Annotated in this window: 21 protein-coding genes and 1 pseudogene; 17 read left to right on the top strand and 5 right to left on the bottom strand. The window is 62.3% G+C overall.

Annotated elements, in window-relative coordinates; all coding sequences use genetic code 11:
* The first annotated feature begins 120 nt into the window (after nt 1–120).
* Nucleotides 121–1,629: a transcriptional regulator GcsR gene (gcsR, locus tag LU682_RS05295; RefSeq protein WP_003255078.1), complete on the top strand. Its 1,509-nt coding sequence runs from the start codon at nt 121–123 to the stop codon at nt 1,627–1,629.
* A gap of 127 nt (nt 1,630–1,756) precedes the next feature.
* Complete coding sequence (gene gltS, locus LU682_RS05290) at nt 1,757–2,962, top strand: sodium/glutamate symporter (RefSeq protein WP_010952182.1); 1,206 nt, start codon at nt 1,757–1,759, stop codon at nt 2,960–2,962.
* Nucleotides 2,963–3,039: 77 nt separating this feature from the next.
* Here the strand turns inward: gltS and LU682_RS05285 are convergent, their stop codons facing one another.
* Together LU682_RS05285 and LU682_RS05280 are read right to left on the bottom strand one after the other, a co-directional pair.
* Nucleotides 3,040–3,681, bottom strand: a complete 642-nt coding sequence (locus tag LU682_RS05285; RefSeq protein WP_010952181.1) for a DUF1109 domain-containing protein — start codon at nt 3,679–3,681, stop codon at nt 3,040–3,042.
* Nucleotides 3,671–4,255, bottom strand: coding sequence for a sigma-70 family RNA polymerase sigma factor (locus tag LU682_RS05280; protein WP_010952180.1), 585 nt, complete (start codon nt 4,253–4,255; stop codon nt 3,671–3,673). Before LU682_RS05280 ends, LU682_RS05285 begins: the two co-directional genes overlap by 11 nt.
* 223 nt (nt 4,256–4,478) lie before the next feature.
* On the opposite strand from LU682_RS05280, the pseudogene LU682_RS05275 reads away from it, so the two are divergent.
* The 10 genes and pseudogenes from LU682_RS05275 (at nt 4,479) to LU682_RS05230 (ending at nt 14,219) form a co-directional block, all read left to right on the top strand.
* Nucleotides 4,479–4,765, top strand: a pseudogene (locus LU682_RS05275) (BufA1 family periplasmic bufferin-type metallophore).
* 16 nt (nt 4,766–4,781) lie between these two features.
* Nucleotides 4,782–5,615: an MNIO family bufferin maturase gene (gene bufB, locus LU682_RS05270; RefSeq protein WP_010952178.1), complete on the top strand. Its 834-nt coding sequence runs from the start codon at nt 4,782–4,784 to the stop codon at nt 5,613–5,615.
* The gene (locus LU682_RS05265; RefSeq protein WP_010952177.1) at nt 5,612–6,385 is read left to right on the top strand and encodes an HvfC/BufC N-terminal domain-containing protein; all 774 of its coding nucleotides are present in this window, start codon (nt 5,612–5,614) and stop codon (nt 6,383–6,385) included. Before bufB ends, LU682_RS05265 begins: the two co-directional genes overlap by 4 nt.
* Nucleotides 6,378–6,845: a DoxX family protein gene (locus LU682_RS05260; RefSeq protein ID WP_014589844.1), complete on the top strand. Its 468-nt coding sequence runs from the start codon at nt 6,378–6,380 to the stop codon at nt 6,843–6,845. Before LU682_RS05265 ends, LU682_RS05260 begins: the two co-directional genes overlap by 8 nt.
* A 303-nt stretch (nt 6,846–7,148) precedes the next feature.
* Nucleotides 7,149–7,532 carry a glycine cleavage system protein GcvH gene (gene gcvH / locus LU682_RS05255; protein ID WP_010952175.1) on the top strand — a complete coding sequence of 128 codons (384 nt, stop codon included), beginning with the start codon at nt 7,149–7,151 and terminating at the stop codon, nt 7,530–7,532.
* A gap of 11 nt (nt 7,533–7,543) precedes the next feature.
* Entirely contained in the window at nt 7,544–10,399 is a 2,856-nt protein-coding gene (gcvP, locus tag LU682_RS05250) for an aminomethyl-transferring glycine dehydrogenase (protein WP_003255089.1), read from the top strand.
* 149 nt (nt 10,400–10,548) lie between these two features.
* Complete coding sequence (locus LU682_RS05245) at nt 10,549–11,925, top strand: L-serine ammonia-lyase (RefSeq protein WP_010952174.1); 1,377 nt, start codon at nt 10,549–10,551, stop codon at nt 11,923–11,925.
* 27 nt (nt 11,926–11,952) lie between these two features.
* Entirely contained in the window at nt 11,953–13,074 is a 1,122-nt protein-coding gene (gcvT, locus tag LU682_RS05240; protein ID WP_010952173.1) for a glycine cleavage system aminomethyltransferase GcvT, read from the top strand.
* A gap of 357 nt (nt 13,075–13,431) precedes the next feature.
* Nucleotides 13,432–13,641 carry a cold-shock protein gene (locus LU682_RS05235; protein WP_014589840.1) on the top strand — a complete coding sequence of 70 codons (210 nt, stop codon included), beginning with the start codon at nt 13,432–13,434 and terminating at the stop codon, nt 13,639–13,641.
* A gap of 89 nt (nt 13,642–13,730) precedes the next feature.
* Nucleotides 13,731–14,219: an RDD family protein gene (locus tag LU682_RS05230; protein WP_003255094.1), complete on the top strand. Its 489-nt coding sequence runs from the start codon at nt 13,731–13,733 to the stop codon at nt 14,217–14,219.
* Between the two features lie 146 nt (nt 14,220–14,365).
* Here LU682_RS05230 and lptG read toward each other — a convergent pair whose 3' ends face one another.
* Together lptG and lptF are read right to left on the bottom strand one after the other, a co-directional pair.
* Nucleotides 14,366–15,427, bottom strand: a complete 1,062-nt coding sequence (lptG, locus tag LU682_RS05225; protein WP_010952171.1) for an LPS export ABC transporter permease LptG — start codon at nt 15,425–15,427, stop codon at nt 14,366–14,368.
* Nucleotides 15,420–16,535 carry an LPS export ABC transporter permease LptF gene (gene lptF / locus LU682_RS05220; RefSeq protein ID WP_004575655.1) on the bottom strand — a complete coding sequence of 372 codons (1,116 nt, stop codon included), beginning with the start codon at nt 16,533–16,535 and terminating at the stop codon, nt 15,420–15,422. The genes lptG and lptF overlap by 8 nt, the downstream gene beginning before the upstream one ends.
* Nucleotides 16,536–16,836: 301 nt before the next feature.
* Here lptF and LU682_RS05215 point away from each other — a divergent pair, with 301 nt between their 5' ends.
* The 5 genes from LU682_RS05215 to rlmF all read left to right on the top strand — a co-directional run bounded on the left by LU682_RS05215 (nt 16,837) and on the right by rlmF (nt 23,242).
* Nucleotides 16,837–18,330, top strand: a complete 1,494-nt coding sequence (locus tag LU682_RS05215; protein ID WP_010952169.1) for a leucyl aminopeptidase — start codon at nt 16,837–16,839, stop codon at nt 18,328–18,330.
* 50 nt (nt 18,331–18,380) lie between these two features.
* On the top strand, nt 18,381–18,809 hold the full coding sequence (locus LU682_RS05210; RefSeq protein WP_010952168.1) for a DNA polymerase III subunit chi: 429 nt from the start codon (nt 18,381–18,383) through the stop codon (nt 18,807–18,809).
* A 5-nt stretch (nt 18,810–18,814) separates the two neighbouring features.
* Nucleotides 18,815–19,180: a hypothetical protein gene (locus LU682_RS05205; RefSeq protein WP_010952167.1), complete on the top strand. Its 366-nt coding sequence runs from the start codon at nt 18,815–18,817 to the stop codon at nt 19,178–19,180.
* Between the two features lie 83 nt (nt 19,181–19,263).
* Nucleotides 19,264–22,110 (top strand): valine--tRNA ligase, encoded by a 2,847-nt coding sequence (locus LU682_RS05200; RefSeq protein WP_010952166.1) that lies wholly within the window; start codon nt 19,264–19,266, stop codon nt 22,108–22,110.
* A 178-nt stretch (nt 22,111–22,288) separates the two neighbouring features.
* Nucleotides 22,289–23,242: a 23S rRNA (adenine(1618)-N(6))-methyltransferase RlmF gene (rlmF, locus tag LU682_RS05195; protein WP_010952165.1), complete on the top strand. Its 954-nt coding sequence runs from the start codon at nt 22,289–22,291 to the stop codon at nt 23,240–23,242.
* Nucleotides 23,243–23,289: 47 nt separating this feature from the next.
* Here rlmF and LU682_RS05190 read toward each other — a convergent pair whose 3' ends face one another.
* Nucleotides 23,290–23,571 (bottom strand): HU family DNA-binding protein, encoded by a 282-nt coding sequence (locus tag LU682_RS05190; RefSeq protein ID WP_003255106.1) that lies wholly within the window; start codon nt 23,569–23,571, stop codon nt 23,290–23,292.
* Between the last annotated feature and the right edge of the window lie 128 nt (nt 23,572–23,699).

Below are 23,699 nucleotides of genomic sequence, written 5' to 3'. Positions count from 1 at the left end.
GCCCCTACAGCAGCAAGCCTGTGGGAGCGGGCGCGCCCGCGAATGCGCCACCGCCAACCTTGGGCCTGACCCCCGTCTCAGGGCATACTGGCGGCCTCCATTGCCAACTGTTCGAACCCCATGCGCATCCACGTCAGCTTCATCGACCGCGTCGGCATCACCCAGGAAGTCCTCGCCCTGCTCGGTGCCCGCAACCTCAACCTGGACGCCGTGGAGATGGTCCCGCCGAACGTCTACATCGACGCCCCCACCCTCAGCCCCGCCGTACTTGAAGAACTGCACGACGCGCTGTTCGAAGTACACGGCGTGCAATCGGTGGACGTGGTCGACATCCTCCCCGGCCAGCGCCGCCACCTGCAACTCGATGCCCTGCTGGCCGCCATGAGCGACCCGGTGCTGGCGGTAGATAGTGCAGGCCTGGTGCTGTTGGCCAACCCGGCGCTGATCGAACTGTGCGGCCGCGAATCTGCCGGCCGCTCGGTGGGTGAGCTGTTTGGCGACCCCGCGCTGCTGCAGGCGCTGCTGGACAACAACTTCCACCTGCCCATGCGCGAAATGCAGCTGAACGGCCATAGCCTGCTGCTGGACGCCATGCCGATTACCAACGCCGGTGGCCTGCTGACGCTGTACCCACCTTCGCGTATGGGCGAACGCCTGTCGGCCCTGCACCACGACCACGCCGAAGGCTTCGATGCCTTGCTGGGCGAGTCGCCGGCCATCCGCACCCTCAAGGCCCGCGCCTTACGCGTGGCTGCGCTCGATGCACCGCTGCTGGTGCATGGCGAGACCGGCACCGGTAAAGAACTGGTAGCCCGCGCCTGCCATGCCGTCAGCAGCCGCCATGCGGCCCCGTTCCTGGCCCTGAACTGCGCCGCGCTGCCCGAGAGCCTGGCCGAAAGCGAGCTGTTCGGCTACGCGCCCGGGGCCTTTACCGGCGCGCAACGCGGTGGCAAGCCTGGGCTGATGGAACTGGCCAACCAGGGCACCGTGTTCCTCGATGAAATTGGTGAAATGTCGCCCTACCTGCAGGCCAAGCTGCTGCGTTTTCTCAGCGATGGCAGCTTCCGCCGGGTGGGTGGCGACCGTGAAGTGAAGGTGGATGTGCGCATCATCAGCGCCACCCACCGCGATCTGGAGCGCATGGTCGCCGAAGGCAGCTTTCGCGAAGACCTGTTCTACCGTCTGAACGTGCTTAACCTGGAGGTACCGCCGCTTCGCGACCGTGGCCAGGACATCCTGATGCTGGCGCACTTCTTCATGCAGCAGGCGTGCACGCAGATCCAGCGCCCAGCCTGTCGGCTGACCCCCTCCACCCATTCGGCACTGCTGGCCAACCCTTGGCCGGGCAATGTGCGCCAGTTGCAGAACGTGATCTTCCGCGCCGCGGCTATCTGCGAGGGCAACCTGGTGGATATCGGCGACCTGGATATCGCCGGCACCTCGGTGGCACGCGGGCAAGACGGCGAAGTGGCCAGCCTGGAACAGGCTGTAGGTGATTTCGAGCGCGAACTGTTACAGCGCTTATACGCCAGCTACCCGTCAACACGGCAACTGGCCGGGCGCTTGCAAACTTCGCACACGGCTATCGCGCAGAGGCTGCGTAAATATGGAATACCCGGGAAACCATAACGACTGTGGTCAAAACCCATAATTGAATCGGACTTTTCCTAGCCGCTCAGCCACATTTGACTGGAGTGCTCCCCGTAGAATGGCGACATTGTAATTTTGCTTGTCACCCTGAACGAAGAGTACCCTGATGTTCGAACTCGATTTTTACGGGACACTTGTAGCCGCCTCTTTGGTACTGCTACTGGGACGCGGCCTGGTTGCACGCATTGGTTTCCTGCGCGCATACAATATCCCGGAGCCTGTTGCAGGCGGCCTGGTCGTTGCCTTGTCACTCCTGGCATTGCGCAGTTTCGATGTACACGTCCAATTTGATACCTCGTTGCAAACACCGTTGATGCTGGCATTCTTCGCTACCATCGGCTTGAGTGCAGACTTCGCAAGCCTGAAGAAGGGTGGACGCGTGGTCGCCGTATTCCTTCTGGTGGTGACGGGTTTGCTAATGGTTCAGAACGCCATGGGCATCGGCCTGGCAACAGCATTGGGGCTCGACCCGCTGATGGGCCTGCTAGCCGGATCGATCAGCTTGTCGGGTGGCCACGGCACAGGCGCTGCCTGGGGCGCGACCTTCACTGAGCGGTTCGGCCTGGCTTCGGCTTCGGAACTGGCAATGGCCTCTGCCACTTTCGGCCTGGTGTTGGGCGGTTTGATTGGTGGCCCAGTCGCCCGGTTGCTGATCAAACGGGTCGAAACGCCTGGGGTGCAAGAAGAAGCACCGCAATTACCCAAAGGCTTTGAACAACCGGACAAAGAGCGCCTGATCACCTCGTTTTCATTTATAGAAACCTTGGCACTTATTGCTGTCAGCTTACTGACGGGCACATTACTTAATGGCTTGTTGAAAGGCACAGCATTCGAACTGCCGACATTCGTTTGCGTACTCTTCGTCGGTGTAGTGTTGCGCAATGGGCTTCGGGCTTTAGGTGTTTACAAAGTATTCGAACGGGAAGTGTCGGTACTGGGCAATGTGAGTTTGTCCCTGTTCCTGGCCATTGCCTTGATGTCGCTCAAGTTGTGGGACCTGGCAGCCCTGGCATTACCCTTCTTTACCTTGTTGGCCGCACAGACACTGGTCATGGCGCTGTTCGCAATCTTCGTGACGTTCAAGGTAATGGGGCGCAACTACGATGCAGCAGTCCTGGCTGCCGGCCACTGTGGCTTCGGCCTGGGTGCTACACCGACAGCCATCGCCAACATGCAGGCGGTGACACAACGCTATGGGGCCTCGCACCTCGCCTTCCTGGTGGTGCCGATGGTGGGGGCGTTCTTCATCGACATCATCAATGTCATCGTGATCAAGCTGTACCTGGCATTGCCTTGGTTTGTTGCGGGTTAAGCGAGGTCACGAACCTGTGAAGCCAGGGCAAGCAATCAGAACGTCGTTCTGAGTTGCGTGGGGCCTGCCGGTACAGCCTACCAACGCAGCATGCGGGGGCCCCACCAGGCACCGAGTACCGTCGGCACGAGCATGCCGAGGACATACCACACACCCCAGAACGGCACGCCCATTTCCGGGCAATGCAGGCAGTAGGCCACCGTTGCGCTCGAGCCCGCCAGCAGGCCACCGGCAGCACCTGCCAGCCGCAACCGGGTCGGCGCCAGGCCTTTCAGCGCCCAGAACACGGTGACAAAGGCCGGCACCGACAGCAACGCGATATTCAGTGCGCAGGTACGCCATGTGCGCCCGAACAACAGGTCGGCGCGCGCATCCACAGGCGCCCCGGCGATACTCACCGCCGCCCCGCACCAGACCAGCAGCAGTGGCAAGCCGAGCATCTTCCAGCCTGCAGCACCCTTCCCCCCTGGCCTGGCCAAGCGGCTCGTCAACCACAGCCCGATCAACGCCAAGCTGGTTGGAAAGGCGACTTTGCCCCAGAACAACGGGGTTTGTGCGACCTCTGTGATATCACTGCGTACACCGTAAAGGGTAATAGTCAGCAGCAGTGCTGCGGTCAGCCCGCCCAGCGCAGCCACTGCCATCCGCCTGCCAACGGCGTGGCGCGGCACTGGCCCTTCGCCTGCGGCCAGCAAGGCAATCAAATCGTCAGTCTTCATGGTTGTTGGCTCCTCCAATCAGCCTGGATAGCGCTTTCAGACCTCGATGTATCCCAACCTTTACCGCTGAACTGGAAAGCCCGGTAAGTTGTGCCGTCTCTTCGACAGACAACCCCTCCAGCTTGACATGAACAATCGGCAGTCGTTGCCGCTCTGGCAGCTGTTTGAGCAGCTTGGTCAGGTCTCGGCTGGCCTCGGCTGATTCAACCTCCGAGACGGCAAACAGTTGCGCATCATCGTCCAGCACATCATGCCGGGCGTCGCGACGTGAAACACTTCGCAGATGATCCGCCAGCTTGTAACGGGCAATCGCCTGCACCCAGGCAGTCAAAGGCTGCTGCGGCTGGTAAGTGTGGCGCGCGTTATGCACCGCCAGTAGCACATCCTGCACCATGTCCTCTATCTCGGCCGGGCGCCTGCTCAGACGGCTGCGCAGAAACGCACGTACATGCAGCGCAAGCGTGCCAAGAAAATCCTGATAGGCCAGCTGGTCGCCTGTCAGCCCCTGAAGCAACAGTGCTTTCAACCGGGCCTCGCGAGCCTCGAGCTCATCCTGTGAGTTAGTTCGCTGCATGGGTCGCCTGGGTTACACCCTGAATACAATTGACTTGATTCATCCGCTCCCGCCGTGTGGCACGCAGGTGCTGCAAATATGCCATGCCCTTGGCTTCAACATCAGGTCGTGAAGACTCGCCCTGAAAAAATTTCTTCCAAGGCTGTAACCCGTTTTACGCAAGGCACGAATTACTCCATGAGCCGCCGGTATAGACCACGGCCACACTCTCAGGAGATTGACCATGAAAACCCTCGCCCTCACCACCGCAGCACTCGCGCTTGCCACGCTTGCAGGCGCCGCCATGGCGGCCGACAGCACGCAACCCGCAGGCAATGGCGCTGCCATGGAAAAATGCTACGGCGTCGCCATGGCAGGAAGAACGATTGCAAGGCCGGCGCCGGCACCAGCTGCGCTGGCAGTGGGAAGAAGGACTACGACGGCATGCACTGGAAAAACGTCCCCGCCGGCACCTGCACATCGATCAAGACACCCGCCGGCATGGGCTCGCTGACACCTATCAAGTCTTGATCAGGGGAAACCGACCATGAACACAGACGCACGAATGGGCGCCGGAGTCAGCCTGAAGGCCGAGCACTACGACCAGGCGCTGGCGTGCAATCTCGAAGGGCTCTGGTTTGAAGTTCACCCGGAGAACTACATGGTCGGTGGCCCTCGCCTTGCCTGGCTGAACCGAATCGCAGAGCGGCACCCGGTCTCATTGCATGGTGTGGCACTTTCGCTTGCGGCTGACGCGGCCCCCGATCAGGACCATCTGCAGCGTCTGCGCGCACTGTGCGATCAGATCGAACCGGTACTGGTATCAGAGCACCTGGCCTGGTCAACCTGGCAGGGGCACTACCATCCAGACCTGCTGCCATTTCCGCGCAGCAACGAAGCCCTGCAGCGCATCGCTGAAAACATCCAGCGATGCCAGGAGGTTTTGGGCCGGCGGATATCCATCGAAAACCCCAGTCATTACTTGCAGCTGCAGGGCCATGAATGGGACGAGATCGACTTTCTTGGCGAACTGACACGTCGCACCGGTTGTGGTCTGTTGCTGGACATCAACAACGTCTACGTGAGCGCTCACAATCTGGGGTTCTCGGCAACTGCCTACCTGGACCGCTTTCCAGCGCAAGCCATCACAGAAGTTCATCTGGCCGGGCACAGCGACGATGACCAAGGCAGCCTGCTGATCGACTCTCATGATGCGCAGGTCGCCGAGCCTGTATGGGCGCTGTACCGCAAACTGGTATCCCGTGTCGGCCCGCGCCCGACCCTCATTGAACGTGACGACAAGCTTCCCCCGTTCACCGAACTGCTTGCTGAACGGTCCATTGCACAGTCGATCATGACTTGCCCAGGTGTATTGCCATGAACCTTTCCCTTGGTCAGTTCCAGCAAGCGTTCATCGAGGCACTCTATTCCCGTCCCGCTCCCCAGCTTGCGGGCGTGACCGAACAAGCGGCGTTCGCGGTTTATCGCAACACGGTGTTGGCCGGCTGCGTGGATGCGCTGCGCGCAAACTTTCCGAGCGTGTGCACACTCGTCGGGCGCGCCTGGATGGACGAGACCGCGGCAATCTATGCGCGGCAATTCCCCCCCAGCGATCCCCGGCTGATCTGCTACGGCGCGACCTTCCCGGATTTCCTCGAAGACATTCAGTCACAGCACGCTGTGCCGTATCTGGCGGAAGTCGCCCGCCTGGACCTGCGTTGGACAGAAGCCTTCAGTGCGCCGTACGAAACGTGCCTGAACCTTGTCGAACTGGCAGGCATGACCCCCAGCGATCTTGATCACGGTTGCTTGCACCCCCGTGCCAGTGCTCGCTGGTACTGGTGCGAGGCGCACCCTGTGTACACCCTGTGGCGCTGCGCCCGCGAGCAGGTTGCCTGGCCCGATGACCAGCCATGGGTGGGCGAAGGGGTGCTGTTTGTCGGCACCGCTGATGGCGTATGCCACCAGCCACTGGGAAAAGGTGGCCATGCGTTCCTCAAGGCCTGTGCTGCCGGACAGTCGCTGATGCAGGCCTCGGACCTGGCGCGACACGCTGAAACCGACCTGGATTTCACCGAGATGCTCGGGCGCCTGATGACGGCCCAGGCGTTTCGCTCACTCGCCTTCACAGGAGAACACCACCATGGCTAGTGCCGATTTCACACCTCCGGCCAGCAGCCTGCGGCGCGCCTGGAACCACGTTGCACAGAGCCTCGAGCGCCGTTTGAGCGATGACCTGTTGTGCCTGGTCGCCCGGTTCGGGATCGCCTCGATATTCTTTCTTTCCGGACGCACCAAAGTGGAGGGTTTCCTCACCCTTACACCCGGCACCTATGAGCTGTTCCGCACCGAGTACGCGCTGCCTCTACTCTCGCCCTGGCTTGCAGCGCACCTGGCCGCCTACGCTGAGCACTTGTTCCCGCTATTGCTGGTGCTCGGGCTGATGACCCGGCTATCGGCGCTGGCACTGCTGGGCATGACGTTGGTGATCGAAGTGTTCGTCTACCCCGATGCGTGGCCCACCCACCTGACCTGGGCAGGGCTCTTGCTGCTCCTGGTTGCCCGAGGCGCCGGCGCGTTTTCGCTGGATCATCTGCTGAAAGTGAGATGACCGAAGGCCATTGGCACCTCGCCAGTCCAGGCACCACATGTATCGTTTTCGCTACGTCGTAGCGAAAACGATACACAGCCTCCTCGCCGTCGGTGCACAAGGGTTTGATGCTCAAACCCTTTTCCTCTCAGAGGCACCTGTAACGATATCATTCCACACAATAAATACGGCTTCTCCGTAAATTTACGTAATCTATTGATAAATAAGAAATTTTATAGGTTGGCCGCATTATTGCTAAGGGAATCCTACCCTAAGAGCGCGGCGCCACCGCGCCCCCAACGCCCTGCTTCCCGAGGATTCCCCATGAGCGAGTTGCGTTTCACTGAAGATCACGAATGGCTGCGCGTCGAAGCCGATGGCAGCGTCACCGTGGGCATCACCGCCTACGCCCAGAATGCCCTTGGCGACGTGGTTTTCGTGCAACTGCCAGAGTTGCAGCAGTATGAAAAAGGCAACGAAGCGTCCACCGTCGAATCGGTCAAGGCCGCCAGCGGCGTGTACATGCCACTGACGGGTGAAGTGGTCGAGGTCAACGGCCAGCTCGAAGACAGCCCTGAACTGGTCAACGAAGACCCGATGGGCGAAGGCTGGTTCTTCCGCTTCATCCCTGCCGATGCAGAAGCCGTAACCGCTCTGCTCGACCAGGACGCCTACGACCGCCTGCTCAAAGCCAACGACGACGCCTGAGGAATCCCGCCATGACCATCAACCTCGGCACCGCCAACGAATTCATCGCCCGTCACATAGGCCCGCGCGCCGCTGACGAACAGGCCATGCTCACTGCACTGGGCTTCGACTCGCTGGACGCCATGACCGCTGCGGTCATCCCCGACAGCATCAAAGGTACCAGCGTGCTTGGCTCGCACGACGGCCAGAGCGAGGCCGACGCGCTCGCTGCGCTCAAGGCCATCGCTGGCAAGAACCAGCTGTTCAAAAGCTACATCGGCCAGGGCTACTACAACACCCACACTCCGGCACCGATCCTGCGCAACCTGCTGGAAAACCCGGCCTGGTACACCGCCTACACCCCGTATCAGCCAGAAATTTCCCAAGGCCGCCTGGAAGCACTGCTGAACTTCCAGACCCTGATCAGCGACCTCACCGGCCTGCCGATCGCCAACGCCTCCTTGCTCGACGAAGCCACTGCTGCGGCCGAGGCCATGACCTTCTGCAAGCGCCTGTCGAAGAACAAGTCCAGCCATGCCTTCTTCGCCTCCGTGCACTGTCACCCGCAAACCCTCGACGTGCTGCGCACCCGTGCCGAGCCGCTGGGTATCGAGGTTGTGGTTGGCGACGAGCGCGAGCTGGGCGATGTCAGCGCCTTCTTCGGCGCCCTGCTGCAATACCCGGCCAGCAACGGTGAAGTGTTCGACTACCGCGAGGTCGTGCAGCGCTTCCACGCGGCCAACGCCCTGGTCGCCGTAGCGGCAGACCTGCTGGCCCTGACCCTGCTGACCCCACCGGGCGAGTTCGACGCCGACGTGGCCATCGGCAGCGCCCAGCGCTTCGGCGTGCCACTGGGCTTCGGTGGTCCGCACGCGGCTTACTTCGCCACCCGCGACGCGTTCAAGCGCGACATGCCTGGCCGCCTGGTCGGCGTGTCGATCGACCGCTTCGGCAAAACCGCCCTGCGTCTGGCCATGCAGACCCGCGAGCAGCACATCCGCCGCGAAAAGGCCACCAGCAACATCTGCACCGCCCAGGTGCTGCTGGCCAACATCGCCAGCATGTTCGCCGTGTACCACGGCCCTGCCGGTCTCAAGCGCATTGCCGAGCGCACCCACGCCCTGACCGCGATCCTCGCCGCCGGCCTGAAGGCGCTGGGCGTACAAGTGGTGGGCGCCAGCGCCTTCGATACCCTGACCCTGGCCACCGGCACTGCCACCGCCAGCCTGCATGACAAGGCACGCGCCCAGGGCATCAACCTGCGCCAGATCGATGCCGCCCATGTGGGCCTGTCTCTGGACGAAACCAGCACTCAGGCTGACGTCGAGTCGCTGTGGCAGCTGTTGGGTGGCGAGCAGGCACAGCCTGATTTCACCGCACTGGCCGCCAGCACCGGTTCCCTGCTGCCTGCCGCCCTGCTGCGCCAGTCGGCCATCCTCGAACACCCGGTGTTCAACCGCTACCACAGCGAAACCGAGCTGATGCGCTACCTGCGCCGCCTGGCCGACAAGGACCTGGCGCTGGACCGCAGCATGATCCCGCTGGGCTCGTGCACCATGAAGCTGAACGCCGCCAGCGAAATGATCCCGGTCACCTGGGCCGAGTTCGGCAACCTGCACCCGTTCGCCCCGGCCGAGCAGAGCCAGGGCTACCTGCAGATGACCACCGAACTGGAGGCCATGCTGTGCGCGGCCACTGGCTATGATGCCGTGTCGCTGCAGCCCAACGCCGGCTCGCAGGGCGAATACGCCGGGCTGTTGGCGATCCGCGCCTACCACCGCAGCCGTGGTGAAGGCCATCGCGATATCTGCCTGATCCCGTCGTCGGCCCATGGCACCAACCCGGCCACCGCACACATGGCTGGCATGCGTGTCGTGGTTACCGCCTGTGACGCCCGTGGCAACGTCGATGTCGAGGACCTGCGCGCCAAAGCCATCGAGCACCGCGAGCGCCTGGCTGCAATCATGATCACCTACCCGTCGACCCACGGCGTGTTCGAGGAAGCGATCGGCGAAATCTGCGCGATCATCCACGACAACGGCGGCCAGGTGTACATCGATGGCGCCAACATGAACGCCATGGTCGGACTGTGCGCGCCAGGCAAGTTCGGCGGCGACGTTTCCCACCTGAACCTGCACAAGACCTTCTGCATCCCGCACGGTGGTGGTGGCCCGGGTGTTGGCCCGATTGGCGTCAAGTCGCACCTGGCGCCGTTCCTGCCAGGCCATGCACAGCTGGAAAACACCCAGGGCGCGGTATGCGCTGCGCCGTTCGGTAGCGCCAGCATCCTGCCCATCACATGGATGTATATCCGCATGATGGGCGGTGCCGGCCTCAAACGTGCCTCGCAGATGGCAATCCTCAACGCCAACTACATCGCCCGCCGCCTGGAAGAGCACTATCCTGTTCTGTATACCGGCGGTAACGGCCTGGTGGCTCACGAGTGCATTCTCGACCTGCGCCCACTGAAGGACACCAGCGGCATCAGTGTCGACGACGTGGCCAAGCGGTTGATCGACTTCGGCTTCCACGCCCCGACCATGTCCTTCCCGGTGGCTGGCACGCTGATGATCGAACCGACCGAAAGCGAGTCCAAAGAAGAACTGGACCGCTTCTGCAACGCAATGATCCAGATCCGCGAAGAAATCCGCGCGGTGGAGGACGGTAGCCTGGACAAGGACGACAACCCGCTGAAAAACGCACCGCACACTGCGGCTGAGCTGGTTGGCGAATGGACCCATGGCTACAGCCGCGAGCAGGCGGTATACCCCCTGGCGAGCCTGGTGGAAGGCAAGTACTGGCCGCCGGTCGGCCGGGTCGACAACGTGTTCGGCGACCGCAACCTGGTGTGCGCCTGCCCGTCGATCGAGAGCTATCAGGACGCCTGATAGCCCTCCCCGCCACCTGGCTTGGGTGGCGGGCTCTGTGTAGGAGCGGGTTTACCCGCGAATGCGATGGTGGCTATACCTCCGCATTCGCGGGTAAACCCGCGCCTACAGGGCTCAATGTCCACCCAACAACCTGGCAGGAGGTCCACATGTCACTGAGCGTCTTCGACCTGTTCAAGATCGGCATCGGCCCCTCCAGCTCCCACACGGTCGGCCCGATGCGCGCCGCTGCGCGGTTTGCCGAAGGGCTGCGCCGTGACGGCCTGCTGGCCCGCACCGCCAGCGTCAAAGCCGAGCTGTATGGCTCACTGGGCGCCACAGGCAAAGGCCACGGCAGTGACAAAGCCGTGCTGCTGGGCCTTGAAGGCGAACACCCGGACATTATCGACACCGACAGCATTCCCGCCCGCCTGCAGGTCATCCGCGACAGCGGACACATCAACCTGCTGGGCGAACACAGCATTGCGTTCATCGAAAAGCAGCACCTGGCGATGATCCGCAAGCCGTTGGACTACCACCCCAACGGCATGATCTTCCGCGCGTTCGACGACGCAGGCCTGCAAATCCGAAGCCGCGAGTATTACTCGGTAGGCGGTGGTTTCGTGGTCGACGAGGACGCTGCCGGCCATGACCGCATCGTCGAAGACACCACGGTGCTGGCCTATCCGTTCAAGACCGCCAAGGCGCTCCTCGGCCACTGCACCGCGCATGACCTGTCGGTGAGCCAGGTGATGCTGGCCAATGAGTCCGCCTGGCGCCCAGAAGCAGAAACCCGGGCCGGGCTGCTGCGCATCTGGCAGGTGATGCAAGATTGCGTCGCGGCAGGTTGCCAGCATGAGGGCATATTACCGGGAGGGCTCAAGGTCAAGCGCCGCGCGCCGGCCCTGTACCGCCAACTGAGCGGCCACCCGGAAGCCAGCCTGCGTGACGCCCTGTCCGTGCTCGACTGGGTCAACCTCTACGCCTTGGCGGTGAACGAGGAAAACGCCTACGGCGGTCGTGTGGTCACCGCCCCTACCAACGGCGCAGCGGGCATCGTCCCGGCAGTCCTTCACTACTACATGCGCTTCGTCCCGGGGGCCAGCGAGGATGGGGTGGTGCGCTTTCTGCTCACCGCCGCAGCCATCGGCATCCTGTACAAGGAGAACGCCTCCATCTCCGGCGCCGAAGTGGGCTGCCAGGGCGAGGTCGGCGTCGCCTGCTCGATGGCCGCCGGGGCGCTGTGCGAAGTGATGGGCGGCAGCGTGCAGCAGGTGGAGAACGCCGCCGAAATAGGCATGGAACACAACCTGGGCCTGACCTGCGACCCGATCGGCGGCCTCGTACAGGTGCCCTGTATCGAGCGCAATGCGATGGGCTCGGTGAAGGCCATCAACGCGGTACGCATGGCCCTGCGCGGCGACGGGCAGCACTACGTGTCGCTGGACAAGGTCATCCGCACCATGCGCCAGACCGGCGCCGACATGAAAAGCAAATACAAAGAGACCGCCCGTGGCGGCCTGGCCGTCAACATCATCGAATGTTGACCCGACAATGACAGCAAGGAGTCATCGATGTCCGAAACACTGCTCAAGACCCCACTGCATGCCCTGCATCTGGAACTGGGTGCACGCATGGTGCCGTTCGCCGGCTACGACATGCCGGTGCAGTACCCGCTGGGCGTGCTCAAGGAACACCTGCACACCCGCGAGCAGGCCGGCCTGTTCGACGTCTCGCACATGGGCCAGATCATTCTGCGTGGCGCTGACGCCGCCAAGGCGCTGGAAAGCCTGGTACCGGTGGACATCATCGACCTGCCAGTGGGTATGCAGCGCTATGCCATGTTCACCAATGAGCAAGGCGGCATTCTCGACGACCTGATGGTTGCCAACCTGGGCGAGGACACCCTGTTCCTGGTCGTCAACGCCGCCTGCAAGGAGCAGGACCTGGCTCACCTGCAAACCCACATCGGCAGCCGTTGCGAGGTGCAGCCGCTGTTCGAGGAGCGTGCCCTGCTCGCCCTGCAAGGCCCGGCTGCAGTCAAGGTGCTGGAACGCCTGGCTCCAGAAGTGGCCGGCATGACCTTCATGCAGTTCCGCCGGGTAAAACTGCTGGGTGTGGACTGCTTCGTCAGCCGCTCGGGCTACACCGGCGAAGACGGCTACGAGATCTCGGTACCGGTCAACGCTGCCGACGCCTTGGCCCGCCGCCTGATGGCCGAGCCGGAAGTACAGCCGATCGGCTTGGGCGCACGCGACTCGCTGCGCCTGGAAGCTGGCCTGTGCCTGTATGGCCACGACATGAACAGCGAGACTACGCCGATCGAAGCCAGCCTGCTGTGGGCAATTTCCAAGGTGCGCCGTGCCGACGGTGCACGTGCTGCCGGCTTCCCGGGTGCCGAGGCGATCTTCGCCCACGTGCGCGATGGTGTTGCGCGCAAACGTGTCGGCCTGCTGCCGCAGGAGCGTACGCCTGTTCGTGAAGGTGCGGACATTGTCGACGCAAACGATAAACCGGTGGGTAAAGTGTGCAGCGGGGGCTTTGGCCCGACACTCGCTGCCCCTGTCGCCATGGGTTATATCGATAGTGAACATGCTGCACTCGACACCGCACTGTTTGCCGTGGTGCGTGGAAAGAAGGTGGCCTTGAAAGTCAGCAAAATGCCTTTCGTGACACCACGTTACTACCGTGGCTGAAACGGCTTTGTGAAGGTTTTGGGCAGCATAGACATATTCGTTTTCGAACCTGCCCAATAACTTTTGAACATGGCGCCAGGCCAGGCGCCATGCCGTTTCCGACAAATCGGTCGGTTATCGGCAAACCGCCAGTTTTCCATACGACCAAGGGCTTGTTTTTCGCTCGAGAGTTGGCGTAGAGTCACTGCACTGTGTTTGCATGGGTCGCAACAGTTCGTGACCTGGGCCAGTAGCCGAGATTTGCTACAACCCGTTCGACGTCTCTTACTTCCTGCAACCCAGCCCAGTAATCTTTCGCTTACAAAAAAGTGCGAAAGTAACTGTCATCAAAATTTAAGTTTCATAGGAAATAAGACAATGGCTGAGCGTCAGAAGGGTACCGTCAAGTGGTTCAATGACGAAAAAGGTTACGGCTTCATCACCCCAGAAAGCGGTCCGGATCTCTTCGTTCACTTCCGCGCTATCGAAGGCAACGGCTTCAAGAGCCTGAAAGAAGGCCAGCAAGTCACCTTCGAAGCAGTCCAAGGCCAGAAAGGCATGCAGGCTGACAAGGTTCAACCTGTCTGATCCAGCGCCAGACTTTGAAAAGCCCCTGCCAAGTGCAGGGGCTTTTTTTTGCCCGTAGAATAGTGGGCTCGTCTTTTGGAGCGTCCTGCATGTCCAAGCCTCTACTCACTCCCCAGGGGGATTTTCCACCGGTCGGCCTGGGCCGGCGCCTGGCAGCGATGTTCTATGACTTTTTACTGTGCACCGCACTGCTGATCGTGACCGCCGGCGCCTACAAGATGATTCAGATGTCGATCATCGGCGAAGCACGCATGCGCGAGCTGACCGAGGCCGGCGCACTGGATGGCGACCCATTGCTGTCTACGGTATTGCTGTTTGCCCTGTTCGGCTTCTTTGCCAAGTTCTGGACCCACGGCGGGCAGACGCTGGGTATGCAGGTATGGGGCGTTCGGGTGCAGAATGCCGATGGCTCGGCCATCAGCCTGTGGCAGGCGCTGTTGCGGTTCGTCGTGTCGATCGCCTCGTGGCTGTGCCTGGGGCTGGGTTTTTTCTGGGTGCTGATCGACAAGCGCAAGCGCGGTTGGCATGACATCTATTCGGAAAGCCAGCTGGTGCGGGTGCCGAAGCAGAAGAAATAAGCCAGAGGATTGGAGTTGCCTTCGGGCCCTTTCCTGATGCCTGCGCGGTACCTGTAGGCGCGGGCTTACCCGCGAAGAGGCCGGGCCAGATCAACACCCACGAAAAAGCCGACCCTGAGGTCGGCTTTCTTGTGCAGCTCAGGCTATTACCCTGCCCGGCGCAACAACCACACACCGGCCAAGGCACAGATGCCCGCTGGTATCACCACCGCCAGCAGTGGCGGGAAGCCGAATACCTGGCTCGACGGCCCAAGCAGGTCCTGGCCAATGCGAAACACGAAGCCCACCAGTACACCCGTGAATACGCGCTGACCAAGGGTTACCGAACGCAGCGGGCCAAAGATGAACGAAATCGCCATCAGCACCAGGGCCGCCGTTACCATCGGCTGCAGCACCTTGGTCCAGAACGCCAGCCAGTAGCGGGAGTTGTTCAGGCCCTGATCAGACAAGTAGTGGATGTAATCCCACAACCCGGTAATCGAAAGCGACTCCGGCGCGAGGATCACGGTATTGAGCAGTTCTGGCGTGAGCGAAACATCCCAGCGCTCCTCCGGCGCGTTGACCACCTCGGTGTGGTCGCCGCGGAAGTAGGTGGTACGCACATCGGCGAGCAGCCAGTGGTCGTTCTGGTACTGCGCACGGCGGGCAAAGCTCGAGGTGACAATCTTGCGCTCGCTGTCGAAGCGGTAGCGGGTCACGCCCAGCAGCAGGCCATCGGGCTGTACGGCGTTGATGTGCACGTACTCCTCGCCCTGGCGGTGCCACATGCCACGTTTGGAGCTTTGTGCTTCACCACCACCCTGGGCCAGGGAACGGTCGGCCTGGGCCTTGTTCTCGGTCACCGGTGCCACATATTCGCCAATCAGCAGCCCCACCAGCATCAGCACCAGCATCGGCTTCATCACCGCCCAGACGATACGGCCAATGGACACGCCGGCCGCACGCATGATGGTCAGCTCGCTGCTGCTGGCCAGACTGCCCAGGCCGATCAGGCAACCGATCAGGGCGGCCATTGGCAGCATTTCATACAGCCGCCGAGGTGCGGTAAGCAGAACAAAGTTACCCGCTTCCATCACCGTGTAGGTGTCGCTCAGGTCGCCCATTTCATCGATGAAGGCGAAAAGCGAAGCCAGGCCGAGGATGATCCCCAGCACGGCCAGGATGGCCAGCAGCACGCTCTGGCCGATGTAGCGATCGAGCTTAGCCATGGGCCACCTCCGCACGGCGGGCGGCACGTTTGAGGCGCAGCGGCTCCCAGTACATCAGGCCAAGGCCGATCAGCAGGAACAGGCCGTGGACCCACCACATGCCCAGGGCGATCGGCAGTTTGCCCTTCTCGAGGGCGCCGCGTACGGAAATCAGCATTGTCAGGTAGGCCATGTACAGAAGAATTGCCGGCAGCAGCTTGAGGAAGCGGCCCTGGCGCGGGTTGACCCGCGACAGCGGCACCGCCAGCAGGGTGACGACGAACACCAGGATCGGCAGCGACAACCGCCATTGCAGCTCGGCGCGCTCACGCAGGCCCTCCTTGCCGATCAGTTCGGAGGTGGGAAGCGCTTCGCGCTCGGTCACTTCCTCGGCGACTTCCGGCTTGGGCAGCAGCACGCCGTAGGTGTCGTACTTGATGGCGCGGTAGTCGGCCTGGCCCGGGTTGCCGTCGTAGCGGTAACCGTTTTCCAGCACCAGGTAGCGGTTGCCGTCGGCCTGGATTTCCTGGTGGCCTTTCTCGGCGACCAGCACCGACGGGGCGCGGTCCTTGGTCTTGTCCTGGTTGAAGCGCTTCTCGGAGATGAACACCCCGCCCAGGTTGATGCGGTCATCCGACAGTTGCTCGGTATAGGTTACCCGCGAGCCATCACGCAAGGTCTGGAAGCGGCCCGGCACCAAGGTGTCGAACTCGGTCAGGGCATCCTGCTGGCTGATGATCTGCTGCACCTGGGCAACGCCCAGGGGGGCCAGGCTCAGGCTCAGCCAGGCCACCAGCAGGGCAACCAGGGCAGCCGGCGCCATGGTCATGCCCAGCAGGCGCTGCTGGCTCATGCCAGTGGCCGACAGCACGGTCATCTCGCTTTCCAGGTACAGGCGCCCGTAAGCCAGGAGGATGCCGAGGAACAGCCCCAGAGGCAGAATCAGTTGCAGGAAGCCTGGCAAGCGGAAGCCCATGATCAGGAACAACACGCCCGGGTCGAGCACGCCCTGGGCAGCCTGGGCCAGGTACTTGATGAAGCGCCCGCTCATGATGATCACCAACAGCACAGCGCTGACGGCGCTCAAGGTGACCAGGACCTCGCGGGACAGATAACGAAAGACGATCAAACCAGACACTCCTGGGTTGTCAGGGCGGACTGCCATGCAATGGCGCCAAACAATGACTTAGTACATCCAAGACCAATGCCGGTTCGCCAAAGGCGAACCTCCATGTAAAGTGCGCGCATTATCCTGTGATTGACCGCCCCTGTCACTTGGCCGCGTACGAAGGCGCACATCGGGGTTGTCAGCACGCTTGCCACAGGCTCAAACTGGCAGCTTTTCCGCTGGTGCGCGACGACGCGGCCAGGCCCGTCCAGAGCGCTGGAACACACAGCGCCATTCGTATCGATCATTCGGGGATCCTGACATGGAACTGGTTGTAAAAAGCGTAGCTGCTGCATCCGTAAAAACCGCCACACTGGTCCTTCCGGTAGGTGAAAACCGCAAGCTCGGCACTGTTGCCCAGGCTGTCGACCAGGCCTGCGAAGGCGCCATCAGCGCCGTGCTCAAGCGCGGCGACCTGGCCGGTAAGCCGGGCCAGACCCTGCTGCTACAGAACCTTTCGGGCCTGAAAGCCGAGCGCGTGCTGCTGGTGGGCAGCGGCAAGGAAGAAGCCCTGGGCGACCGCGCCTGGCGCAAACTGGTGGCCAGTGTCGCTGGCGTGCTCAAGGGCCTGAACGGCGCTGACGCAGTACTGGCCCTGGACGATATCGCGGTCAGCAACCGCGACGCCCATTACGGCAAGTACCGCCTGCTGGCCGAAACCCTGCTGGACGGCGAATATGTGTTCGACCGTTTCAAGAGCCAGAAAGCAGAGCCGCGCGCGCTGAAAAAGGTCACCCTGCTGGCCGACAAAGCCGGCCAGGCCGAAGTCGAGCGTGCGGTCAAGCATGCCAGCGCCATCGCCAGCGGCATGGCCTTCACCCGCGACCTCGGCAACCTGCCGCCCAACCTTTGCCACCCAAGCTACCTGGCCGAACAGGCCAAGGAGCTGGGCAAGGCGCACAAGGCCCTCAAGGTTGAAGTGCTGGACGAGAAAAAGATCAAGGACCTGGGCATGGGCGCGTTCTACGCCGTGGGCCAGGGCAGCGACCAGCCGCCACGCCTGATCGTGCTCAATTACCAGGGCGGCAAAAAGGCCGACAAGCCATTCGTGCTGGTGGGTAAAGGTATTACCTTCGACACCGGCGGCATCAGCCTCAAGCCAGGCGCCGGCATGGATGAAATGAAGTACGACATGTGCGGCGCCGCCAGCGTGTTCGGCACCCTGCGTGCAGTGCTCGAGCTGCAACTGCCGATCAACTTGGTGTGCCTGCTGGCCTGCGCCGAGAACATGCCAAGCGGCGGTGCCACCCGCCCAGGTGACATCGTCACCACCATGAGCGGTCAGACCGTGGAAATCCTCAACACCGACGCTGAAGGCCGCCTGGTGCTGTGCGACACCCTGACCTACGCCGAGCGCTTCAAGCCGCAGGCGGTCATCGACATCGCCACCCTGACCGGCGCCTGCATCGTCGCCCTGGGCAGCCACACCTCCGGCCTGATGGGCAATAACGACGACCTGGTCGGGCAGTTGCTCGATGCCGGCAAGCGCGCCGACGACCGTGCCTGGCAGTTGCCGCTGTTCGAGGAATACCAGGAGCAACTGGACAGCCCGTTCGCCGACATGGGCAACATCGGTGGGCCGAAGGCCGGTACGATCACCGCGGGTTGCTTCCTGTCGCGCTTCGCCAAAGCCTACAACTGGGCGCACATGGACATTGCCGGTACCGCCTGGGTCAGTGGCGGCAAGGACAAAGGCGCCACTGGCCGCCCGGTACCTCTGCTGACCCAGTACCTGCTGGACCGCGCTGGCGCCTGAAGCCGTGAAGCCGGTGGTGCCTTGCGCGCCACCGGCCGGCGATTCCCACCATGAGCAAAGTCGACTTCTACATTCTGCCCACCGACTCGCTGTCGGCGCGGCTCGATTTCGCCTGCAAACTGTGCGAGAAAGCTTGGCGCCTCGGCCACCGGGTCTATCTGCACTGCCAGGATGCCGAACAGCGCAGTGAACTGGACCAGCGCTTGTGGCGCTTCAAGGGCGAGGCCTTCGTGCCCCACGACCTCGCCGAGGTGCATGCCGATGCTGACGTGGTTCTGGGCCTGGCTGACAACGCCGGCGAGCACCACGGTCTGCTGATCAACCTCGGCGCCAGCGTGCCGGGCTTTGTCGGGCAGTTCGAGCGGGTGGCCGAAATCGTTGTTGAAGAGCCGGCTATCCGCCAATCAGCCCGTGAGCGATTCCGTTTCTACCGCGAACAGGGCTATGCTCTGCAAGACCACCGCTTACAGCGACTTTGACGACGATGGACAAGCCCTCCTCTTTGCCCGATTCCGCCCATCTGCTCGATGACCTCGAGTCGATCCGTCAGCTGCTTGGCGACGCCGACCTGCAACCGCCACTGCTCACCGAGACGGTAGAGCAGATTCCGTTGCTGCTGGACGAAGCCGCCAGCGATCCCGCGGCGCCCGCAGAACCGGTAGCTGCCGAGCCCGAGGACGACCCGCAGACCCGCCGCCAGGACACCCTGCTGCACCTGGAAAGCGAGCTGCGCGCCGCAGCGCAGATGATCATGCAGGACGTGATCAACGACTTTACCCCGCATATCGAGAACGAAATCAAGCGCCGGCTGGATGCGCGGATCGAGCGGCTGATCAAGCGTTCCGAGTAGAACCGGCAACGGTGTCGCCTGCGGCCCCCAGCTTGGTTATACTTCCCGGCTTTCCCGAATAAATGCACAGGGTCCCGCCGCGCATGGATAAGACCTACCAGCCGCACGCAATCGAAACTTCCTGGTACAACACCTGGGAGTCCGAGAACTATTTCGCTCCACAAGGTGCAGGCGAGTCCTACACCATCATGATCCCGCCGCCGAACGTAACCGGCAGCCTGCACATGGGCCACGGGTTCAACAACGCGATCATGGACGCCCTGATCCGTTTCCGCCGCATGCAAGGCCGCGACACCCTGTGGCAGCCAGGCACCGATCACGCGGGTATCGCCACGCAGATGCTGGTCGAGCGCCAACTTGAAGCCAAAGGCCAGAACCGTCATGACCTGGGCCGCGAAAAGTTCCTGGAAAAAGTCTGGGAATGGAAGGATCAGTCCGGTGGCAACATCAGCCGCCAGATTCGCCGCCTGGGCTCGTCGGTAGACTGGAGCCGCGAGCGCTTCACCATGGACGACGGCCTCTCCGAAGCAGTGAAAGAAGCGTTCGTGCGCCTGCATGAAGATGGCCTTATCTACCGCGGCAAGCGCCTGGTCAACTGGGACACCAAGCTGCACACAGCCATCTCCGACCTCGAAGTGGAAAACCACGACGAGAAAGGCCACCTGTGGAACCTGCGCTACCCGCTGGCCGACGGCGCCAAGACCGCCGAAGGCCAGGACTACCTGGTAGTTGCCACCACGCGTCCGGAAACCCTGCTGGGTGACGCTGCCGTGGCCGTCAACCCGAACGACGAACGCTATCAGGCACTGATCGGCAAATTCGTCGAACTGCCATTGGTCGGCCGCCGCATCCCGATCATCGCCGATGACTACTGCGACCCCGAGTTCGGTACCGGTTGCGTGAAGATCACACCGGCCCACGACTTCAACGACTACGAAGTCGGCAAGCGTCATAACCTGCCGCTGCTGAACATCTTCGACAAGAACGCCTTCGTGCTGTCCAGCGCCCAGGCCTTCAACCTCGACGGCAGCGTTAACGAGCAGGTCGACACCCAGCTGCCGGCCCAGTACGCCAACCTTGACCGCTTTGTCGCGCGCAAGCAGATCGTCGCCGACCTGGACGCCCAGGGCCTGCTGGTCAGCATCGACGACCACGCCCTGAAAGTGCCGAAAGGCGACCGCTCCGGCACGGTCATCGAGCCGTGGCTGACCGACCAGTGGTACGTTTCCACCAAGCCGCTGGCAGAGCCTGCCATCGCCGCCGTGGAAGATGGCCGCATCCAGTTCGTGCCCAAGCAATACGAGAATATGTACTTCTCCTGGATGCGCGATATCCAGGACTGGTGCATCAGCCGCCAGCTGTGGTGGGGCCATCGCATTCCTGCGTGGTACGACGAGGCCGGCCAGGTCTACGTTGGCCGCAACGAGGAAGAAGTGCGCGCCAAGCACAAGCTGGGCGCCGACGTGGTCCTGCGTCAGGATGACGACGTACTCGACACCTGGTTCAGCTCGGGCCTGTGGACATTCTCCACCCTGGGCTGGCCGGAGCAGACCGAATTCCTCAAGAAGTTCCACTCCACCGACGTGCTGGTGACTGGCTTCGACATCATCTTCTTCTGGGTTGCGCGCATGATCATGCTGACCATGCACCTGATCAAGAACGAAGACGGCACCCCGCAGGTACCGTTCAAGACCGTGTACGTGCACGGCCTGGTACGTGACGGCCAGGGCCAGAAGATGTCCAAGTCCAAGGGCAACGTGCTGGACCCGCTGGACATCGTCGACGGCATCACCCTCGACGCCCTGCTGGAAAAACGCACCAGCGGCATGATGCAGCCCAAGCTTGCCGAGAAGATCGCCAAGCAGACCAAGGCCGAGTTCCCCGAAGGTATTGCCAGCTACGGCACCGACGCCCTGCGCTTCACCTTCTGCTCGCTGGCCTCGACCGGCCGCGACATCAAGTTCGACATGGGCCGCGTCGAAGGCTACCGCAACTTCTGCAACAAGATCTGGAACGCAGCCCGCTACGTGCTGGACAAGGGTGAAGACTGCGGCCAGAACGGCGAAGCCTACGAGCTGTCGCTGGCCGACCGCTGGATCATCTCGCAGCTTCAGCGTACCGAAGCCGAAGTAACCCGCCAGCTGGAGCAGTTCCGCTTTGACCTGGCCAGCCAGGCGCTGTACGAGTTTATCTGGAACCAGTACTGCGACTGGTACCTGGAGCTGTCCAAACCGGTACTGTGGGACGAAAACGCCCCGGTAGAGCGCGCCCGTGGCACCCGCCGCACCTTGGTGCGCGTGCTGGAAGTGGCACTGCGTCTTGCGCATCCGTTCATGCCGTTCATCACCGAAGAAATCTGGCAGCGCATCGCGCCGCTGGCCGGCATCGACGGCAAGACCATCATGCTGCAGCCATGGCCAGTGGCCAACGAAGCACGTATTGACGCCGCTGCCGAAGGCGACATCGAGTGGCTGAAAGAGTTGATGGTCGGCCTGCGCAATATCCGCGCCGAAATGAACATCGGCCCCGGCAAGCCGCTGCCGCTGTTCCTGAAGAACGCCAACGCCGACGACCAGCGCCGCCTGCAGGAAAACGAAGCGCTGCTGAAGAAGCTGGCCAAGGTCGAGTCGTTCACCGTACTGGGTGATGCCGACGAAGCGCCGCTGTCCGCTACCGCCCTGGTCGGTGACCTGCAAGTGCTGGTGCCAATGGCCGGGCTGATCGACAAGGATGCCGAGCTGGCGCGCCTGAACAAGGAAATCCAGCGTCTGCAAGGTGAAGTGCAACGTGTTGGCGGCAAGCTGTCCAACACAGCCTTCGTCGACAAGGCCCCGCCTGCGGTGATCGAGAAGGAACGCGCCAAGCTGGCCGAGTCCGAACAGGCCCTGGCCAACTTCACCGAGCAGCATGCGCGGATTGCAGCGCTGTAATCACTAGAGAGACCGTTGGGGCCGCTGTACGGCCCTTTCGCGACACAAGGCCGCTCCCACAGGACGGCGCCAACCTTCAAGGCGCCACCCTCCTGTGGGAGCGGCCTTGTGTCGCAAAAGGGCTGCGCAGCAGCCCCAGGGTCTTCAAGCCACCGCTCGTATAGGGCTGGACACTGCCATGACCCCGAACAAACCCACCCTGCACCCGCGCAACCGCCACCAGGGTCGCTACGACTTCCCCAGCCTGATCAAGGCCCACCCTGATCTGGCCCGTTTCACCATCACCAACCCCCACGGCAAGCCCAGCATCGACTTTGCCAACCCCGAAGCCGTCCGCGTGTTCAACCGTGCACTGCTCAAGGCCCAGTACGGCATCCAGCACTGGGACATCCCAGCCGATTACCTGTGCCCGCCCATTCCTGGCCGTGCCGACTACATCCACGTAGCCGCCGATCTGTTGGCCGATGACAATGCTGGCGACGTCCCAAGGGGTGCCCAAGTGCGCGCGCTGGACATCGGCGTGGGGGCCAACTGCATCTATCCACTGCTGGGCTACAGTGACTACCGCTGGCGCTTCCTCGGCTCGGACATCGACCCGGTGGCGCTGGCCTCGGCCAAGGCTATCGTCCAGGCCAATGGCCTGGGCAAAGCCATTACCCTGCGCCAGCAGGCCAACCGAGCGCACATCCTCAGTGGCCTGCTGCAGGAGGGCGAACGCTTTGACCTGACCCTGTGCAACCCGCCCTTCCATGCCTCACGCGACGAAGCCACCCGCGGCAGCCAGCGCAAATGGAAGAACCTCGGCAAACAGGACCCCAAACGCAAGCTGCCCGTGCTGAACTTCGGTGGCCAGAACAATGAACTGTGGTGCGAGGGTGGCGAAATCCGCTTTGTCACCCAGCTGATCGGCGAAAGCGTGCAGTACGCCGAACGGGTACTTTGGTTCACCAGCCTGGTGTCCAAGGCCAGCAACCTGCCGGGCATCGAAGCCGCGTTGAAGAAGTCCGGCGCCAAGGCCGTACGCATCATTGAGATGGGCCAGGGGCAGAAACAGAGCCGCATGGTCGCCTGGAGCTTCCTTGACGACGCCGCACGCCAAGCCTGGCACGCCCAGCGTAAATCACAGGCATGAAAAAACCGCGCCCGGGCAAGCCGGGCGCGGTTTCGTCAAAGCAACAATTACTTGTTGATGGCGTCGGTCAGCACTTTGGCTGGAACGAACTTGACGACTTTCTTGGCAGCGATTTCGATGGCAGCGCCAGTCGAAGGGTTGCGGCCGGTACGGGCAGGACGCTCGGAGACTTTCAGCTTGCCGATGCCTGGCAGAGTGATTTCAGCGCCGTTTTCCAGTTGGTCAGCAACGATCTGGCCCAGTTGCTCCAGAGCGTTCTTGGCGGTGGCTTTTGGCGCGGCGATCGATTCGGCGATGTCGGCAATCAGTTGGTCTTTGGTCAATGCCATGGTGGTGTTCCTTCCCTATCAAATTCGATGGTTATGCAGCGGACTACGACGTTATCGGGCCAGCCCCTTGAAATGGAGGGCCGCGCCAATTGCGTATGTAGATACGAAAATCGGCGTTTGGTTCGACA

The sequence above is a fragment of the Pseudomonas alloputida genome (assembly GCF_021283545.2).
Lineage (GTDB): Bacteria > Pseudomonadota > Gammaproteobacteria > Pseudomonadales > Pseudomonadaceae > Aquipseudomonas > Aquipseudomonas alloputida.
The sequence above is the reverse complement of the archived record's forward strand: the minus strand, read 5'-3'. Positions and strand labels throughout refer to the sequence as shown.